The organism is Nostoc sp. 'Peltigera membranacea cyanobiont' 213, assembly GCF_002245975.1.
GTDB lineage: Bacteria > Cyanobacteriota > Cyanobacteriia > Cyanobacteriales > Nostocaceae > Nostoc.
In genome coordinates this window covers 1-17,325 of record NZ_NOLI01000044.1, presented here as the reverse complement: position 1 = coordinate 17,325, position 17,325 = coordinate 1, and the positions used below count along the sequence as shown (strand labels likewise).

Annotated in this window: 18 protein-coding genes; 11 read left to right on the top strand and 7 right to left on the bottom strand. The window is 41.9% G+C overall.

All coding sequences use genetic code 11. The features are described from left to right. Positions 1-9: 9 nt before the first annotated feature. Together CDG77_RS14455 and CDG77_RS14450 are read left to right on the top strand one after the other, a co-directional pair. Positions 10-447, top strand: a complete 438-nt coding sequence (locus tag CDG77_RS14455) for a secondary thiamine-phosphate synthase enzyme YjbQ (protein WP_094330054.1) — start codon at positions 10-12, stop codon at positions 445-447. Positions 448-625: 178 nt separating this feature from the next. After that, positions 626-1,678 carry an aromatic ring-hydroxylating oxygenase subunit alpha gene (locus CDG77_RS14450; protein ID WP_094330053.1) on the top strand — a complete coding sequence of 351 codons (1,053 nt, stop codon included), beginning with the start codon at positions 626-628 and terminating at the stop codon, positions 1,676-1,678. A gap of 1 nt (position 1,679) precedes the next feature. Here the strand turns inward: CDG77_RS14450 and CDG77_RS14445 are convergent, their stop codons facing one another. Beyond that, positions 1,680-2,357: an SDR family oxidoreductase gene (locus tag CDG77_RS14445; RefSeq protein WP_094330052.1), complete on the bottom strand. Its 678-nt coding sequence runs from the start codon at positions 2,355-2,357 to the stop codon at positions 1,680-1,682. Between the two features lie 181 nt (positions 2,358-2,538). On the opposite strand from CDG77_RS14445, the gene CDG77_RS14440 reads away from it, so the two are divergent. The 6 genes from CDG77_RS14440 (at position 2,539) to CDG77_RS14410 (ending at position 8,147) form a co-directional block, all read left to right on the top strand. Then, positions 2,539-2,934 (top strand): hypothetical protein, encoded by a 396-nt coding sequence (locus CDG77_RS14440; RefSeq protein ID WP_094330051.1) that lies wholly within the window; start codon positions 2,539-2,541, stop codon positions 2,932-2,934. Positions 2,935-3,346: 412 nt separating this feature from the next. After that, entirely contained in the window at positions 3,347-5,110 is a 1,764-nt protein-coding gene (locus CDG77_RS14435; protein WP_094330050.1) for a WD40 repeat domain-containing protein, read from the top strand. Positions 5,111-5,545: 435 nt separating this feature from the next. Further along, positions 5,546-5,893 carry a hypothetical protein gene (locus CDG77_RS14425; protein ID WP_094330048.1) on the top strand — a complete coding sequence of 116 codons (348 nt, stop codon included), beginning with the start codon at positions 5,546-5,548 and terminating at the stop codon, positions 5,891-5,893. Between the two features lie 126 nt (positions 5,894-6,019). Beyond that, positions 6,020-6,580 (top strand): Uma2 family endonuclease, encoded by a 561-nt coding sequence (locus CDG77_RS14420; RefSeq protein WP_094330047.1) that lies wholly within the window; start codon positions 6,020-6,022, stop codon positions 6,578-6,580. Positions 6,581-6,712: 132 nt separating this feature from the next. Further along, complete coding sequence (locus CDG77_RS14415) at positions 6,713-6,904, top strand: hypothetical protein (RefSeq protein WP_094330046.1); 192 nt, start codon at positions 6,713-6,715, stop codon at positions 6,902-6,904. Between the two features lie 91 nt (positions 6,905-6,995). After that, complete coding sequence (locus CDG77_RS14410) at positions 6,996-8,147, top strand: AI-2E family transporter (protein ID WP_094330045.1); 1,152 nt, start codon at positions 6,996-6,998, stop codon at positions 8,145-8,147. Between the two features lie 226 nt (positions 8,148-8,373). On the opposite strand, the gene CDG77_RS14405 is transcribed toward CDG77_RS14410, so the two are convergent. Then, entirely contained in the window at positions 8,374-9,405 is a 1,032-nt protein-coding gene (locus CDG77_RS14405; RefSeq protein WP_094330044.1) for a serine hydrolase, read from the bottom strand. A 514-nt stretch (positions 9,406-9,919) separates the two neighbouring features. On the opposite strand from CDG77_RS14405, the gene CDG77_RS14400 reads away from it, so the two are divergent. Continuing rightward, positions 9,920-10,789, top strand: a complete 870-nt coding sequence (locus CDG77_RS14400; protein WP_094330043.1) for a sulfurtransferase — start codon at positions 9,920-9,922, stop codon at positions 10,787-10,789. Here CDG77_RS14400 and CDG77_RS14395 read toward each other — a convergent pair. The 3 genes from CDG77_RS14395 to folK are packed head-to-tail and all read right to left on the bottom strand — an operon-like array spanning position 10,786 to position 12,767. Next, positions 10,786-11,625, bottom strand: coding sequence for an ADP-ribosylglycohydrolase family protein (locus CDG77_RS14395; protein ID WP_094330042.1), 840 nt, complete (start codon positions 11,623-11,625; stop codon positions 10,786-10,788). The genes CDG77_RS14400 and CDG77_RS14395 overlap by 4 nt on opposite strands. A gap of 7 nt (positions 11,626-11,632) precedes the next feature. Beyond that, positions 11,633-12,181, bottom strand: a complete 549-nt coding sequence (locus CDG77_RS14390; RefSeq protein ID WP_094330041.1) for an NUDIX hydrolase — start codon at positions 12,179-12,181, stop codon at positions 11,633-11,635. A gap of 37 nt (positions 12,182-12,218) precedes the next feature. After that, positions 12,219-12,767, bottom strand: a complete 549-nt coding sequence (folK, locus tag CDG77_RS14385; protein WP_094330040.1) for a 2-amino-4-hydroxy-6-hydroxymethyldihydropteridine diphosphokinase — start codon at positions 12,765-12,767, stop codon at positions 12,219-12,221. 247 nt (positions 12,768-13,014) lie between these two features. On the opposite strand from folK, the gene CDG77_RS14380 reads away from it, so the two are divergent. Together CDG77_RS14380 and psb35 are read left to right on the top strand one after the other, a co-directional pair. Beyond that, complete coding sequence (locus tag CDG77_RS14380) at positions 13,015-15,396, top strand: transglycosylase domain-containing protein (RefSeq protein WP_094330039.1); 2,382 nt, start codon at positions 13,015-13,017, stop codon at positions 15,394-15,396. A 199-nt stretch (positions 15,397-15,595) separates the two neighbouring features. Next, positions 15,596-15,823 carry a photosystem II assembly protein Psb35 gene (psb35, locus tag CDG77_RS14375; RefSeq protein WP_094330038.1) on the top strand — a complete coding sequence of 76 codons (228 nt, stop codon included), beginning with the start codon at positions 15,596-15,598 and terminating at the stop codon, positions 15,821-15,823. A 40-nt stretch (positions 15,824-15,863) separates the two neighbouring features. Here the strand turns inward: psb35 and CDG77_RS14370 are convergent, their stop codons facing one another. Both CDG77_RS14370 and rsmB read right to left on the bottom strand, forming a co-directional pair. Further along, complete coding sequence (locus tag CDG77_RS14370; RefSeq protein WP_094330037.1) at positions 15,864-16,286, bottom strand: tellurite resistance TerB family protein; 423 nt, start codon at positions 16,284-16,286, stop codon at positions 15,864-15,866. Between the two features lie 57 nt (positions 16,287-16,343). Then, on the bottom strand, positions 16,344-17,325 hold a 982-nt coding region (rsmB, locus tag CDG77_RS14365), incomplete at its 5' end, for a 16S rRNA (cytosine(967)-C(5))-methyltransferase RsmB (RefSeq protein ID WP_143857030.1).

Genomic DNA, 17,325 nt, shown 5'->3' with positions numbered 1-17,325 from the left:
ATTGAACAGATGCCGATTATTAATAAGCTAATTGAAATTGAAACTCAGCCAAAAATTAATATTCATAATATCACACCACAAATTCAAGATTTTCTGGCTTCAACATCAATTAAAAATGGACAAGTTTTAGTATTCTCTCGACACACAACAACAGCCTTAGCTATCAACGAAAATGAAGTCAGATTGTTAGAAGATATAAAAATATTCTTGGAAAAATTAGCACCTGCATCAGACAGTTATTTGCATAATGACTTGCATTTAAGAGATGTCCCAGAAGATGAGCCGATTAATGCTCACTCTCACTTAATGGCAATGATGCTGACCACTAGTGAGATAATTCCCATTGTGGATGGTAAATTAGCTTTGGGAACTTGGCAATCTGTATTGTTTTTTGAGTTGGATGGGCCGCGCAAAAGAACGGTATTTGTGCAAATATCTGGCGAATAATGCAACTTCACACCTGCAATTATCCCAGATAACCCAAAATAAAATTACGAAAGCGATCGACAAGTGCATCAGTTAAATTTACTTACAGCAATTAAAAACCTGAAAGAATGTTTCTAAACATAACCTTCCTTTCCACAAACCAGGACTTTCGTTGTGTCAAAGGCAGAGGCAATTAGTGATGAAAAATAACGATAACTTTGTATTACGTAATACTTGGTACTATGCTCTGCCTAGTAATCAAATCAAGCCAGGTATGATGGTTAGCCGCATCTTTTTGGATGAACCGGTGCTGTTAGTTCGAGGACAAGATGGCAAAGTCTCGGCGATGAGAGATATTTGTCCTCATCGTGCCGTGCCTTTGAGTTGTGGTAGATTCGATGGTCAGGAAGTGGAATGTTGCTATCACGGTTGGCGCTTTAACCCGGCGGGACGCTGCACTGCAATTCCATCTCTTGTTGAAGAGCAGCAGATGGATTTGAGTCGCTTTGACGTACAATCCTACGAAATCCGGGAAGCCCAAGGGAATATCTGGATATATATGGCCGATCCCGATAAACCTAAACCGGCTTCTGAGATGGAGATTCCGGTAATTCCAGGGTTTGATGAGCGATCGCCACAATTCATAGAAGTGATGAGATTTCCCTGTTTTATAGATCATGCAGTGGTAGGTCTGATGGACCCTGCCCATTCACCTTATGTTCATCGCGCTTGGTGGTGGCGAAACGAACAACTGCACGAAGAAGTCAAGCAATTCGATGCTTCGTCCTACGGCTTCACCATGCGACGACATCAATTACCAGATAATGGGGGTCGATTATACTGGCTGATTGGCGGTGGTAGACCAGAAACGGAGATTTCTTTCCGTTTACCTGGAGTCAGAATAGAAGAAACCACAATTGGCAACCAGAGAGTCGTTAATTTAACGGCAGTTACACCTATTTCAGACACAGAAACCGAAGTAACTTTTGCTCTTTACTGGACTGTTCCTTGGGCAGGATTTTTCAAGCCACTGCTGCATGTGCTGGCGCGGACTTTTATTGGTCAAGACCGAACGGTTGTCGAAAAGCAGCAGATCGGCCTCAAATATAATCCTGTGCTGCGACTGATTAAGGATTCAGATATGCAGGCACAGTGGTATTACCAGTTAAAGCGTGAGTATGCCAGGTCTGTCGCTGAAGGACGAGAATTTGTGAACCCTGTCAAGGATCAAATACTTCGCTGGCGGGCCTAAATTACTCCAAGCTAAATTCTGCAAATTCTCTTTGCCCGAATTGCATATTTCGGTCTATTGCTGACAAAATTTTGTTATTGGTGCGTTGGCTATTTAAACAACGACCAACTAACTGCGCGACATCTGCACGATTTATGCTACCAATAATCTGCGGATCTTCCGTTAAAACACCATTACCCGTTGCTGGTTCTGACTTTAGTCCACCTGGGCGGATAATTGTATAGGTAAGTCCACTGGCAATTAAGTGTTGTTCAGCTTTGTCTTTCTCAGCTAAAACTTTTCCTAGTACCGCTAAAACTTGCGGTGACGCAGCAACAACACTATTGCCAGTACCAATGGAAGACACAAGAATAAACTTTTGCACTCCAGCTTTAACTGCTGCATCGATCAGATTTTTATTACCAGGGTAATCTGGCCTTTCTACATCTGATGGTAAACCGCCAATTGTACTGATAACGGTGTGAATAGGTTCATCTGTAAGCATTGCGCGTTCTACATCGCCAACATTCAAGGCATCTCCCTGAACTACCTCAATACCAATTTTTTCTAGTTCGCCAGCAACTGCTGCTGTTCTCAGGAGTGCTTTAACCTTTAGCTGTTGCGCTGTCAGATATTGGGCAATTTCTCGACCAACACCGCGACTTGCTCCAGCCAGAAAAATGTAAGATGCACTTGTCATAATAAACTTAACTATTTACGCTCAAAGGATTTTATCAGAGGCTTGGCAGTATTTATTTAGCGGCTGGGAAAAAAGCCCGAACTGTCATCTTTCGTAGAGCAATTATACTTAACCCCATTGTAGGAAGTATTTTGGTAAGCAATTGTGCGAATCTAACAAATAACTTTTCTTGGATAGACTTATGGCTAAGAAATCTCAACCAAATCTAGAACAATACCAAGATGTCAGGTTATCTGCCACCACCAGAATCTGGGTTATTACAGTCGCCATTCTTGGAGTTTGCGTTCCACTGTCAGCCGTTACTAGAAGCGGTGCGATTCTCCCCTTAGTTGCTATTGGTGGCGCAGCTGTTGGTACAGTTGCTGTTTGGCGTTCTGATGAACAAAAATTAAAAACTAACTATTTGCAACAGCAGCAAATAGAACTGTTAGAGCGAAGATTAGCGAATTTAGAAACAATTGTTAGCAGTGATGACTTAAATTTGCAAATGAAAATTAAACAGATTGAGACAAGAGATACTTTTGGCGACTCTTCTGATGTAAGTACTATCCCCAGACAACCAAAACGCAAAGGTTAAAATTAGCCGAACTTTACCGTTTACGCCAATTTAAGATAATCTCCCCGAAAAACACTGTTACTAAGTCAGTCTAGTGGAGGTATTTGTTGACTTAACGTTGGCGCAACCTTTAAAATGCCTCTCATATTAAACTTTACTTTGCAGCTAGAAGTGTTTCCTTAGAAACAGTATCTTGTTATCCATCTCCGTTAGAATTGACTGACATCATTTAATTCTATATACTTCAACTGCATCAGTTCATGAAATGTCTAAGTGCTATCTATCTTTATCCTTCCCGGAAACATCTGCCAATGGCTGTGTTTTATTAGACTACTAACATTACTGAATTTTTAATTAACTAAGGTTATAAACTTGAGTAATTGCATTGGTATAGCTTACCGTAGGTATGCAATAGTTTGCCGTAGGAATGTAGATGGATTGGATTAGCTTGCTTAAAGCTCAACAAACTGACTTCCTTCAACGTGTGAAGAAACCTAAAACTTATGACTTATCTTTACTGGAAAGTCAAGTCAAAGGTTGTCACACTGAAATTATGGCTTTTTGGGGCGAACCATTGGCTAGACTCCAAGAACTTTCTCGCCAACAAGCAGAAGTTATCGCCAAAAATCCACCGCCGATACCGCCTGAATATCCTGAGCCTCCCGACTGGACGATACCTTTTCCCAAATACTTCCAGCAACAAGCCCAAGATTATCTTTTGCGGGAATTAATCGTCGATAGGGTGATAACTGAACGTTTGGGGAAGTTGGTGAAAAAGGTATCACAAGATACTTTGCAAAATATGGTTTTAGATGATGAAGGAAGTTTGTGTGGCGAAAGCAAATTTTCTTATGTATTAAAAGATAACCCTCAGCTAAGTGTTCAAGTTTATGTTGCTGATGGAGAAAGTTTTAATGGTATTAAGAAAGACAAAATTAAGTGGTCGGTTACTCAAGAAGATTTAAAAAATCACCAAGTATTAATTTTTCTCTGTTTGTTTTATCCATCTACAGGTCAGTTAGGATACGAAAGACAAAGTATAATTACAGGCTTTTTACCTGCCGATCAAATTGAACTTACTGAAACAAAACTCTACATTAATCCGAGTAACTTGTTATATGCCGGGGGGGTGAGTTGGTATTTAGAATCACTTGTTGGTAAAAAAGACACGTCGCCAGTTATTAACGATCGGGCGATCGCAGATACAATACAGACTTTACCATCAGAGCATTGCCTTAAGGAGGTAATCGGTGACTGGGAATGCTGGCAAACTTTGCAAGGACACAACAGAGGTATTAATTGTCTAGCTTTTAGTTCTGGGTGTAAGAATGGTAAAGCCTTACCCATATTGGCAAGTGGTAGTCGGGGAGAGACGAAGCTCTGGGATTTAAGCAAAGGTGAATTAATAGATACATTATCAGAGTATCCTTGGGTGATATCTGGGCTAGTGGATGAAGTGAATTCCCTAGCTTTTAGTTCAGATGGACAGACTTTAGTGAGTTGCGGTGCAGATTCCACAATTAAACTTTGGCACGTAGGTGCTTTAGACTTAATAGATATTTTGCACAAACATAATGGAGTAGTGCGGTGTGCTGCCTTTACCCCAGATGGGAGAATGTTAGCTACTGGTGGAGATGACAGAAAAATTCTGTTTTGGGATTTAATGCAACGTCAGGTTGCGATCGCCCTTTCTCTAGATGATACAGCTGCTCATTCCCTGGTTTTGAGTCGAGACGGGGAAACTCTGGTTACAGGTAGCTATCGCAAAATCAAAGTTTGGCGCACCTTACCCCAGACGGGGATAAAAAGTTTAAAGGACGCAGAACCACTGCATACCCTCATGGGTCATTCTCATATCGTTCGTTCCTTGGCGATTAATGCAGATGGTAGAATACTCGTCAGTGGTAGCTGGGATCAAACGATTAAAATTTGGCAATTGGAGACTGGGGAATTACTGCATACTCTGAAAGGACATAGAGATAGAGTATATGCGATCGCACTAAGTCCCGATGGACAAATTATCGCCAGTGGTAGTGCCGATAAAACCATCAAATTATGGCATTTACAAACCGGGGAATTGCTAGGTACGTTTACAGGTCATGGGAATATAGTCACAGCATTAGCTTTCACAGCTTCCGGCGAGATGTTGGTTAGCGGGAGTTTGGATAAGACGATTAAAATTTGGCAACGCAGTTAAAATAATTCGTAATTATAGAGTATTTGAACTGGATGAATCCACCTTTTATCTCCGTTGACGAGTATTTGAACTAGATGAATCCACCTTTTATCTCCGTTGACGAGNTATTTGAACTGGATGAATCCACCTTTTATCTCCGTTAACGAGTATTTGAACTGGATGAATCCACCTTTTATCTCCGTTAACGAGTATTTGATACTCGCGAACAAGAAACTTTCAAAATTCTCTGCGCTTCTGCGCCTCTGCGTGAAACTTAAAACTCTGCTAACAGCGTTTCCAAGTAGCGAGTGAAGTTATATACAATAAATTATCAGTTGCCTATACTCAATGATGCCGAGTTAGAACTGACAATTAAACAAGTTTTTAGCTAGTTGACTCTGAGTTAAGTAATATCAAGTGCATTTTTACCAAATTTATGGTATTGGAGAATAGTCTATGGGAATGACGAAACTCTGGAAGTTTTTGCGAAATATTCAAGAGTTGAACTGGGGACAAGGCGTAGAGGTAACAAAGACTGGAGCCGAAGCAGCTAAAGCCGTACTTGATTTGGCAAAAGCAATCAAAGAGCAAAAACCCAACGTTCAAAACTTCAAACCCTATCTAGAACAGATTTCGTCCCTATTAGATGTATTTAATTCTCCTCTCGGTCAAATTACCAAAGAAATATTTGATTACTCAGTCCATGTGAAGCAGCGACGGCTACGCTGGATAAAAGCACTCAAATCAGGAAATAATCCCCTCACGCCAGAAGAATTAGAGGCACTGCGGCAGGTTGAGGGCTAGGGCGTAGTCTCACGCAAAGATAAGATTGCGATCGCACTTCATACCAAAATATCTGTCACTTGGCGATGCCTGCGACGAATTTGGCGATCGCCCATAATAAAACCATCCCCTCTATTTCAATCACTTATGGCGATCGCAATTCAACCTAAACTAACTTTAGATGAGTTCCTCAAACTGCCGGAAACTGAACCAGCATCAGATTTTATCAACGGGAAAATCATTCAAAAACCAATGCCTCAAGGTGAACATAGCCGACTACAGGCTAAATTTTGTAATGTCATTAATAACGTAACTGAAAGCCAAAAAATTGCTTACGCTTTCTCAGAACTACGTTGTACCTTTGGCGGTGCTTCTATTGTCCCTGATGTCTCTGTGTTTCGCTGGGACAGAATTCCTAAAACTCAATCTGGCAGAATTGTAAATCGCTTTGAAATTCATCCCGACTGGGCAATTGAGATTCTTTCCCCAGACCAAAGGTTAAAAAAAGTGTTGAGTAAATTATTGCATTGTTCGCGCAATGGTACTGAACTAGGCTGGTTAATCAACGCTGAAGATGAAAGTGTGCTGGGGATTTTTCCTGGACAGCGAGTGGAATTATACGAAGCTACCGATAAATTACCCATCCTGGAGGGTATTGAGTTGGAATTGACTGGAGAACAAGTTTTTGGTTGGCTGAGTTTGACGTAAATAAAGCGTTCCGCAAGGTTGCCGAACTCGGCATCGCATTTCCTCAAGAAAGTTGCAAAGGATTGTATCTGTAGGTTTATTCTAGAAACTGGGCGATACAGCCAAAATTTTTATATCTACACAAATATTTTTATGGAAAATCAACTAGGATTGGTTCTGAAACTGCTTTTACTCTCGGCTTTGTTATCGTTCTTGATTAAGTATGCAGGGCCAAATCTATCAATTCCGGCGACAGCAACCAACGCGCTAACCATAATATTGTTACCGATCGCAATAATTGCGATCGCTCTCCTGTGGCGATTTCAAGCACAGAAACAAAATTAACTTGGGAGCATCTACGCACAAGTTACTAAAATCAGCTAACCTAGCTTAATTACAATAAAATTGCATCTCGCCAACCGTTGGGAGTCAGCCTGTGAACCTCGGTCAATGGATCGGCTTAATCGCCATACTTCTTTCTTTATACATCCTGTGGCAAATTCGGGAAGTGCTTTTGCTGATGTTTGCCGCAGTTGTCTTAGCCACCACCTTAAATCGGCTAGCAAAACGCTTTCAACGCTTTGGAATGAAGCGTGGATTCGCTGTACTCCTAGCAGTAGCTATCTTTTTCGCAGGTGTTGTGGGTTTTTTCTGGCTAATTGTGCCGCCATTTGCCCAGCAGTTTCAAGAACTAACCTATCAAGTTCCTAAAGGGTTTGGGCGCTTTAATAGTTGGCTTGATGCCCTGAGAACTCGTATTCCTGACCAGTTAGTTTCATATATCCCAGATATCAACAGTCTCATCCAACAAGTACAACCCTTCGTCAATCGCTTGCTGGGAAACTCTTTTGCCTTTGTATCTGGCTCTTTGGAAGTCGTCCTCAAGATTTTGCTAGTGTTGGTTTTAACAGGAATGATGTTAGCCGATCCCCTAGCTTACCGGAAAGTATTTGTGCGGCTTTTCCCCTCATTTTATCGACGACGGGTAGATGGGATTTTAGATCAATGTGAAGTCTCCTTGGAGGGATGGATTACAGGCGCTTTCATTGCCATCTGTGTAGTGGGGGTGATGAGTTTTATTGGCTTATTAATTTTGCATGTCAAGGCAGCACTAGCTTTAGCGGTTTTAGCGGGATTTTTTAACTTAATTCCCAACCTGGGGCCAACGATGAGTGTAATCCCAGCAATGGCGATCGCTTTCTTAGATGAACCTTGGAAAGCGATCGCTGTTTTGATTCTCTACTTTATCATTCAACAGGTTGAGAGCAATTTCATTACGCCCGTCGTGATGGCGCATCAAGTCTCATTGCTACCCGCCATAACCTTAATTGCCCAGCTATTTTTCGTCACTTTCTTTGGCTTTTTAGGATTATTTCTAGCGCTACCCCTGACTGTTGTCGCTAAGATTTGGTTGCAAGAAGTGTTAATTAAAGATGTTTTAGATGAATGGGGAAATAATCATAACAAAGAGACTGAGTTGGTGATAATTTCTGAATCTGCGAGAGTCGATGATAATTGGACAGCAGATAGTCCCAATGTGAATCGGGAGCCATCGATTGATGATGATATCGTCCAAAAAGGAGATTAATTAATAAATTTTAGATTTTAAATTAGCCCCATACCTCAAGGGAAGTAGCTAGGCGTAGGCGGAAATAAATTAATTTCAGCTAAAACGTCCTGCTGTTTCCATGTTTATCGCGTAGTTTTTTGGCCCGCGGCGCGGTTACACCGCGCCATTGCTTGTGACAGATGCGTAAGTCCTGTCTATAATTAAAGCCAAAATTTAGAATTTATCCTTCATGCCCAACAAATAATTAGGGTAGATTACTGATTTTTGTCCGATCGAAGTAGCCATACATTACCCGAGAAACTTGACGAATAAAATCCCTAGCCCTAATGTCATTATTCGGTCTACGCACGAAAATTCCTGCTAAATAACGCTTACCTGATGGCGTTTCAATGATACCCGCATCACCTAATACAAATCGGAGAGTACCTGTTTTATGAGCAATATTTGCACCAGAACCTAAGCCAGATGGGAGCAAACTTTTATTGTGACAACGAATCATAATACCCAAAACTTGGGATTGACTTGTACCAGAAATTAACTGATTATTTGTAACCAATGCTGACAGTCGTACCAAGTCTTTTGCACTAGTTTTATTAGTTCCTTTAAAGTCTCCAAGCATATTGTGAATCACAGTACTTTGTAATCCCCAAGTGCGAAACTTTTGATTTAATTTAGATGCACCACCTAATCGATCGATAATCATATTTGTAGCAGTATTATCACTAATCGTCATCATCTTGGTTGCAGTTTGCAAGAGACTCAGCTTAGTTCCCACTCGTTGATACTGCATATCTCCAGAACCACCAGCGACATGTTTCCGTCGCATTATCAAAGTTTCACCTAGTTTGATTCTTCCTGCATCTACTTCCTGAAACAAAGCAATCAAAATTGGATACTTAATTGTGCTTGCGGCAGAAAAAGCTTTATCACCGTTAAAACTAAAATAATCCCCTGTTTGTAAGTCCATAAAAAAGATTCCGGGGGTGAGGAATCTATAACGAGCCATTAATGCTTTAATAGGAGTTTTTAGTTCTGATATCTCGCGTCCCAGAGGGACTATACCAGTGAATTTAGAATTATTTATAGGGTTGACAGAATCTCCTAGAGGAACCGGAGGAATAAATTTCAGTTTTGGGAGTTGTAAATCAGAAATAGCTGGTTGATTTGCACTCCAGTCATTTACATTGCCAACTTGATTTGTGTTGGGATTCGCTTTTGCTGGGGATGATAGTAAAAGAATACTTGTAAAACTCAGTAACAACCAGCGTAGTTTCATGTAGTGCTGTGAGGATAGTGTTGGATTTATTTACAGAGATTTTCCGAAGAAGTTAATGAGATCCGGATTGATTGACATAGTAATTACTAAGATATCCCATATCAACAGAAATTCGTAACAGATTCATTGACCTATTTAAAAAAATAATTATGCTAAAAAAACACAAGGTGGAATATACAAAAGATGCTTAGATAACATTAATTGGTTATGTAATTATACAAGTACTAAGAACTAAATAATTATGTTTTAATTTTTCTTGCAATTATTTATACATAGAGATGGTGAGAAAAAAGGATTCTGTCGTCAGCGCCGCACCATAACTGGACTCAAGAGAACTTAGCGATGCTGGGTTATTTTACTTTGAATTTTCGACTCTCGCCTTGATTTTAAAACAACACAGGCACAAAAGTTCTCTCGTAACATTCAACATTCATTCTTCTGTGATTTGCATTCCAAAATGCAAATCTACCGAGCGCGATAATGCCTAATGGTACGATAACAGAAGCATGAAAGCGTGAATACAAAACTCCTCATTTCTCCTCAAGAACTCACGTCCCTGTTAGCAGAAAAGTCATCACAGGCTGTCATTATCGATACGCGAACTCCCGAAGACTATGCTATTTCTCATATCCCTACATCCATAAATATTAGAGATTTTTTCACCTATCTTTTAGAGAATTCTTCCCCAGCAGGATTAAAGGAATTACAAGAGTATTTTGCAGAAATTATGAGCAAGCTGGGAATATCGGGTGTAGAACGATTAATTGTGTATGAAGATAGTCTAAATAAAGGTTATGGTCAATCTTGTCGAGCAGCTTTCTTACTGAAGTATTTGGGTTGCACTCAGGTATCTATTTTACAGGGAGGATATAGAGCGTGGCTGACAGAAGGATTGCCTACTACCGATGAAGTACCATTACCTGAAAGCAGCATATTTAGATTGCATCCCAATGCTGACATGATGGTGACTACTGCCGATATGTTGCAAGCAGTTACCAATCCAGCAATTATAAAATTAGATGTGCGCGATCGCAATGAATGGTTTGGACTGAGTTCTTCTCCCTACCATGCTGATTTTTGTCCTCGCAAAGGTAGAATCCCTAACTCAGTATGGTTAGAATGGCATCGGCTGATGAATTCGGAATCGGAAATCCCTACATTCCGTTCGCCAAGTGAAATTCTCGAAATTTGTCAGTCTGTAGGTATTACTTCAGAGTCTATTGTATACGTTTACTGCTTTAAGGGTTCAAGGGCTGCTAATACATTGATAGCCCTTGAAGAGGCGGGAATTTCTGCCAGAAATTATTTTGGCTCGTGGAATGAATGGTCGCGTGATTTCTCACTACCGATTGATAGTAGAGTTATCCAACCAACAGAAAGTTAGGGAACTGATTTAAGCTGCATCAGCTGCTTATCCAAGTCGATGAGATAATCTCTACCGTAAGCTCCATTTTCCAACCCTGTAACGAGATGATTGGGAATGTCTTGTGTAATTTCTTCGCTACAAGAACCAGCAGCCAAAGCGATCGCAGCTACTGTATCTACATCTCCAGTAAAAGCGATACAATCTTGTAAAAGTTCGCTCATACTGTCATTTCGGATTACCGCAGTAATTGCAGCCCTGACACTCATCCAGCCTTTGGATTTTACTTTACCTTCCCAAGGTTTATTCCATTCTCCAGAGACATAACCTTTGAGAAACTGTCCTAATTTACGTTTTTCTCCCAATCGATAGATAAAGTAATGCGACATTAGAGCGGCGGCAACGGCAGCATTGATCCCATCGGGTGTATTGTGGGTAATTGCTGCTTGAATTGTTGCCGCTTCAATTACTTTTTCTGGTGTGGGATAGATGCCAATGGGTGCTGCACGCATTGCACCCCCGCTTTTGTCACTATCAGGGTTAATTTTGCTTAAAAATTCTTCCCCATCCTGAATTTCTCCCAGAAAATGGTAGAAGTTTCGAGAATACCCTTCTCTCTCATCGCGTTTAAAAGCTCTAACAAAGCTATGGGCTAAAACTTCTGGTGTCCACGGTGCTTGAGAAACAATCACTTCCGCAATGGCAATGCTCATCTGGGTGTCATCGGTATAGCTGCCAGGAATGAGTCGAAAACGGGGATGTTGAACGTATCGACTCAAATCGTTGTTAACGATTGCTTCGTCAGCATATTCAAAACCTGCACCGTAAGCATCTGCAATTGCTAACTCTAGCAGCATAAAGGTATTAAACTAAAAATGGACGCGCCAGAAAAAAGCTAGAAATTGATTTAGCATCTACTGGTTCTCCCTCCAGAATCGCTTTCTCTAATTCTTCGGGAGTCAAAAACACAGTTTCGATATCCTCGTCTGCATCTTGTTCTGGTGGTGTCTCCAGCTTTTCTAAATCTCGCGCCAGAAAAGCATAGATAATTTCATCAGAATAACCAGGCGCTAAGAAAAATTCGCCTAATTTGTCCCATTTTTTGGCAGTATAGCCAGTTTCTTCTTCGATTTCGCGCTGTATTGTCTCCAAAGGTTCTTCCTTTGCTTCCAAAGTTCCCGCCGGAAATTCTAATATCCGTCCCTGAATTGCAAAACGATACTGGCGCACCAGTACAAGTTTACCTTCTGGTGTCACCGGTACAGCGAGAGCGCCACCAGGGTGACGAATACATTCCCATTCTCCTTCCGATTTATTAGGCAAACGCAAGCGATTGACTTCAAAATCAAACTTGCGTCCTTTATGAAACAGGCGTTGTCTTAGTAGTTGTGGTAATTCTCTACCTAATGGCATAGTAAAATCTGATTATCTGTTAAGTACAGAGGTGATATCAGTCTTCTTCTGTGTTTAAGGATGGTAATTTTAATTGCCCATCAATTAAACATACATCAGAACAGTCTACCTCTTTCAGCAGTCCTTTAATAACACACCCAGAAACTGGTTCTATCCAATCTGGGGCAATTTCTGCCAGTGGTACTAACACAAAGGCCCGATCCCGCATTCGTGGATGGGGAATTTGGAGATTTGGTGTATCCAGTATAAAGTCATCATATAATAACAAATCTAAATCCAGGGTTCGCGGCCCCCAGTGTTCTTGACGCACGCGCCCAAATTGTTGTTCAATTCCTAACAAAATTTCTAATAACTGCTGGGGTAGCATCTCTACCTGCAATGTGACGCAGCCATTTAGATAATCTGGCTGTGGTGGCCCCACAGCTTTGGTTTGGTACCAATTGGATCTAGCTTCTAAAATAATTCCTGGGGTTTGGGCTAAAGTTTGGATAGCTGCTTCTAAAAGTGTCTGGGAATCGCCGATATTACTACCAAGGGCGACAGCGCTTCTTTTCGGCTGAGTGTAGGCGTAGTCCAACCCAGGCATTGCACTCTCCTGATGTAAGCTATTTTTGGAATGTCTTTGTGGATACTTCTATGTACTTATATTCCGAATAGTTGGGATAATTGCAGCATTTGTGACAAAACTAAATTAACTAAATCTAAAAAACATTATTTTATGGATGAATCTAGTTAATTATTTATAGGATATTATACTAACACAATGGTGGTGCTATAACCCCAAAGCTGATTGATGGTGGTTAGATATTTACTACTTTGAGCGAGGAACTGACGTGGGGAAGCTTACCTCCTGGTTCAAGCGAAGACCAACTAATTTGAGTGACTCTGGACAAGGAGGAACAAATGAGAGCTTACCACCAGCACATCTGGCGCAGACGAGGCAGTTACTGAGCAAAATGAAAATTTTACCATCTAGGATGAAGACCAATCAGGCAACTGGCGGTAAAGCACTCTATCGTCGCTTATGGTTTTGGGCAGGTTTAGGTGTCGGTGGTGGGATAGTTGCCTTCATCTACGGCATCAGTCTAATAGACCGCACTTTGCCAAATCAGTCCGAGTTGAATGCTGTCTTGAGAGAGCAAACACTGACGATCAAAGCTGCTGATGGAAGTATATTACAACAACAAGGTGAAGCGACTAGAGAACAGTTAAAGCTAGAACAAATACCAGATAATTTAAAAAAAGCTTTCATCGCCTCAGAAGATAGAAGATTTAAGCAACACAACGGAGTCGATGCACAAGGAATTTTGAGAGCAAGTTTGAATAATTTGCGATCGCAAGGTGTAGTAGAAGGTGGTAGCACCATCACCCAACAGTTAACGCGGATTCTGTTTTTGAAACAAGAACAGACAATCTGGCGCAAACTCAAGGAAGTCCGCCTCGCCCAAAAAATGGAGCATGAGCTAACCAAAGACCAGATTCTAGAGCGTTACCTGAATCTGGTTTATTTGGGATCGGGAGCTTATGGTGTGGCAGATGCCGCCTGGGTATACTTTAGTAAATCGCCAGATCGGCTTTCTCTTGCAGAAATGGCAACGATTGCGGGATTAGCTCCTGCTCCTAGCTTATACGCTCCAGATAAGAATCCCGAAGCGGCAATCCGGCGGAGAAATCTGGTATTGCAACGGATGCAAGAGGATGGAGTTATTACACCAGAGCAAAGACAGACAGCAGCCCAAGAGCCACTAACCCTCAAAAGCAGTTTACCCAAGCGAGTGCAAGTAGAATCACCCTACTTTACCAGCTATATCCAAAAAGAATTGCCGAAATACGTTTCTTCTAATGTGCTAAAAAGTGGGGGTCTAGTAGTGGAAACTACGTTGAATCCGACTTGGCAGAAGGTAGGAGAAGAAGCAGTTGCCAAAACACTGCGAAATCAAGGACGCTGGGAGAACTTTAAGCAAGCAGCAATGGTGGCCATTGACCCCCGGAGTGGTGAAATTAAGGCAATGGTTGGGGGAAAAGACTTTGGTAAAAACCAGTTTAATCGTGTAACCCAGGCACAACGGCAGCCAGGATCGACATTTAAAGGGTTTGTATATGCTACTGCGATCGCTAGCGGTAAAAGCCCCTACGATACCTATGAGGATGCACCCCTTGTAGTAGATGGTTATGAACCAAAAAACTATGGTAAAAACTTCCACGGTTCAATGAACATGCGAGATGCCCTCACCCGCTCTATTAATATTATTGCGGTGAAGGTATTGATTGATGTGGGATTTGCCCCAACGATTAAACTTGCCCATGATATGGGGATAAAATCTGAACTCAAGCCCACCTATTCCTTAGCTCTCGGCTCAAACGAAGTGAATCTGCTAGAGTTGACCAGCGCTTATGGTAGCTTTGCTACTCTTGGATTGCACACAGAGCCTCATGGTATTACTCGCATCCTCAACCGCCAAGGCAAGGTGATTTGGTCAGCTAATTTCAAGTCTCAACGGGCCGTTGACGCTGATAGTGCCGCCATCATGACTTGGATGCTACGCAACGTCGTAGAAGCTGGAACTGGTGGTGCTGCTCAGTTAGATAATAGACAAGTTGCCGGCAAGACCGGCACCTCCGACGAAGCCCGCGATTTGTGGTTTATTGGCTACATTCCCCAGATGGTGACAGGGGTGTGGTTAGGTAACGATAATAACCGCCCCACAGATGGTAGCAGTAGTAGCGCCGCTTACACCTGGCACGAATTTATGGAAAAAGCGGTAGAGGGGATGCCAGTAGAAAAATTTCCCAAACGACCCAAGTTAGAAGGTCGTAAAGGTACTATTAAAGCCCAAGCAGTCAAGCCGAAACAATTGCTGAATCGTTCTATTTCTGCTGATGAGGATTCAGTTGAGGAAAGTTCTAGAAATTCTAATTCTGAAGATAGTGATTCATCGAGGAGACGTAGAAGCAGGAGAAGCTATTCTCAAGAAGACCAGCAATCTAGCGACTATACCCCAAGACGGAGAAGGCGCGATCGCAGTGAAGAATCAACTTCCAGTAACTCTTCTTCAGAATCATCTACTCCCAGGCGGCGCTCTAGAAGAGTAGAATCTGATTCTTCCTCGCCTCGAAGAACTCGGCGATCTTCCTCTCCCGACAATAGTTCAGGTTCTTCAGGTTCTTCATCGCCACAACCATCCTGGCGGGATCGGCTTAGACCTTCTAATTAATGATGAGTGGGAATTGGGAATTGGGAATTGGGCATTGAGTATAGCTATTCTCCTTGTCCCCCTTGTCCCCCTTGTCCCTTCCCTCTACCCTTTTCTATGCAATATGAAGTTGCTAAAACTAAACTAGGGGAGGATGTTAAGTGATACGCTCATTCTATAGTGTGTCAAGTAGTGTTACTTAACATTGGAGAATATACTCATGCATATATTGATGCAGGCAGCAGATTCAGTCGCAACAGGTGGTGGGCAGTTTCCTTATGCTTTCACTTTGGTCTATGTCGTCGGTTTTATTGCTGCTGTAACCATAGGTTCAATAGCTTGGTACAACTCGAAACGCCCCGCAGGTTGGGAAAGCAAAGAGCGTCCTGATTTTGTACCTAAAGTTGATAAAGAAGAAACTCCGGGTCTGGGTGAACCGAAGTCATAATTTAGTCATTAGTCATTAGACTATGAACTTTTAACTGTGATTAGTTTTGCACTTCAACCCAACGACGGTAAAGCTTTTGAATTTGTTTAAGAAGTGCAGTGTGAGCCGGTTGAATTGAATCATTCGGCTTCACTATATGCTGCAATTCCGTCAAGAGTCTGGCTTCTTCGACGGCAACTTCACCATCGCTATAAATTAAGCCACTGATGGCTTCAATCAGATTTTCACAATCTTCAAGACTTGGGCGATCGCCTAAATACTCCTGCACCCACTCATAGCACTCTTTTGGCTGTACAGGAACTAATTCGTACAGCCAAGGCTTAATTTCTGGATCGTTAGCCAAACCTTTTGCTTGGGCTATTTCACGGAGATATTGCCGTTCTTCCGGCTGGATTCTGCCATCAATCCAGGCGGCTCCAATCAGGATTTTAACTAAGTTTTTGACATTGGAAGGGCTAACCATTGCTGCCTCCTCTGGTAGATTAAGACCTCCACCAAATCGTACAATCCTAAACAGTATTCATTCGGAATTATTGGTTTTTCTTAAGCGAACTATAAAAAAGCCATCCATGTCTTGTTGATGGGGCCAGACTTTAAACCAACCTTGAGGCGTGCTACGGACAAACTCAGGTAACTCAAAGCCCGCGGGAGACTCAATTTGCCAATCAGGTGACTTAGCTAAAAATGCCGAAATCACTTCTTCGTTTTCTGCTGGATGCAATGTACAGGTGGCATACACTAATACACCACCAGGTTTGACAAAAGTTGATGTATGTGTTAACAATTCTTTTTGCAGCACCGAAAGTTCCCGGACAGATTCTGGTGTCTGTCGCCAACGAGCATCAGCATGACGGTGCATTGTTCCCAAACCGGAACATGGAGCATCTAGCAATACCCGGTCTGCGGTGTTTTGAAATTGGTTAAATTGGCGGCTGTCGCCAGTATACATTTGAATAGATTGTAAATTCAGGCGTTGAGAATTTTCTTGAAGTTTGCGAAGACGAGAGGAAGTGCGATCGCAAGCCCAAATTTTTCCCTTATCTGCCATTAACTCAGCGATGTGGGTTGTTTTACCACCTGGTGCAGCACAGACATCAATTATCACCTCATCTGGTTGGGGGTCAAGCAAATGACTTACTAATTGGGCGCTACTATCTTGTATAGTCCACCAACCTTCTTTAAAACCAGGTAGTTTTTGAATTGACCCAGTATTACCAATAAATCGTAAAGCTTGGGGTAAATGAAGAATCCGCTTTACCAAAATACCAACAGATTGCAAAGCCGCCTCAACTTCCTCGGTGGAAGTGCGAAGAGGGTTGATACGCAAGTCAATCGTTGGTGATTGGTTCATCCATTCACACAGTTGTTCTGTCTCTTCAAAATCTAGTTGTTCTAACCATACTTGAATAATCCAATCAGGAAAGCTGTGTAAAATACCCAGGCGTTCCACTGGGTTTTCTGGAAGTTGTAACGGATCGAAATGGGGTATTGGGGACTGGGGA